General features: G+C 78.9%; 1 protein-coding gene. It reads left to right on the top strand.

Going from position 1 to position 1,110, the window contains the following annotated elements; translation table 11 throughout:
• On the top strand, positions 1 to 1,110 hold a 1,110-nt coding region (locus NWP10_RS12065), incomplete at both ends, for a hypothetical protein (protein WP_258301061.1).

Raw genomic sequence — 1,110 nt, 5'->3', positions numbered from 1 at the left:
GTGCGGGCCGCCGGCCCCGCCGAGTCGCCCCACCTGCGCCGCGCCGCGTGGGCCCTCGTGGCGGTGCTCGCGGTGCTGGTCAGCCTCCCGTTCGCCCAGCGCGCCACGGACGCCGCCCTGCCGCCCGACCCGTACCGACTCGTGGGCTCCGAGGCGCTGCGCAGCGTGAGCGTGGACGGCCCGGCGGACGGGATCGACGTCGAGCGCGTCGCCGAGCACGTGGACGGCACCTTCCCGCGCGCCCTGGACGTGGTGGTGGCCGTGCGCGCCGGCGAGGCCTACCTGACCCCGCGCGCCACCCGCACCGACGCGGAGGACGGGAAGGGGCCGTGGTCCGAGCTCGGCGTGGACCTGGACCCCACGGCCACCGCGGAGGGGCTGCGGCGGGTCGTGGCGGAGTCGGGCGCGCTCCTGGACCCGGCCACGGGCGAGCTGCGCCGGGACGCCGTGGTGCTGCCCGTGTTCGTGTTCGAGGACGGCCGCCGCGTGATGGGCCGCGTGCCCCTGAACACCGTGGACACGGCAGAGCCCTGGACCGTGGCGGGCGTGGTGCTCAGCTCCCTGCCGCACGCGCAGGGTGCGAGCCTGGCCGGGGAGGTCGGCTCGGCCGTGGTGCGCGCCGGGCAGGCCATGCAGTCCGCGGACCGCGAGGGCGAGGCGCCCGCCCCGGACGTCGAGCCGGCGGTGCTGACCACGGTGCTCACGCTCGGCTTCGCCGCCGCCCTGCTCACCCTGGCGCTGGCCCTGGAGTCCCTGGCGACGACGGCGGCCGGCCTGCGCGGCCTCGGCTCGCTGACGTCCTCGGGCCGGCGGCTGCAGGCGATCACCCGGCGGCTCGAGGCCCTCATGCTCGGCCTGGACGACTCCCGCCTCGACGCCGTGGCCGTGCTCGGCCGCGGCCCCGCGGGGACCGCGAAGGAGGCGGGGCAGCGCCTCTACGAGCGCGAGCTGGTGGCCGCCTGGCGGGAGGCGAAGGCCCTCGCCGGCACCTCCGTGGTGGAGCGGCTGCGCGGCGGCATGGCGGACCGGCTGGACGCCCTGGAGGCCGCCGCGAGCGTCCTCGAGGGGCGCGAGGCCGACGTCGCCGAGCGCGCCGCCGACGTGCTGGAG

It is taken from the genome of Micrococcus sp. HG099 (assembly GCF_024723355.1).
Classification (GTDB): Bacteria; Actinomycetota; Actinomycetes; order Actinomycetales; family Micrococcaceae; genus Micrococcus; species Micrococcus endophyticus.
Note: the sequence above shows the minus strand (reverse complement) of the source record. Positions and strands in the feature narration are given on the sequence as shown.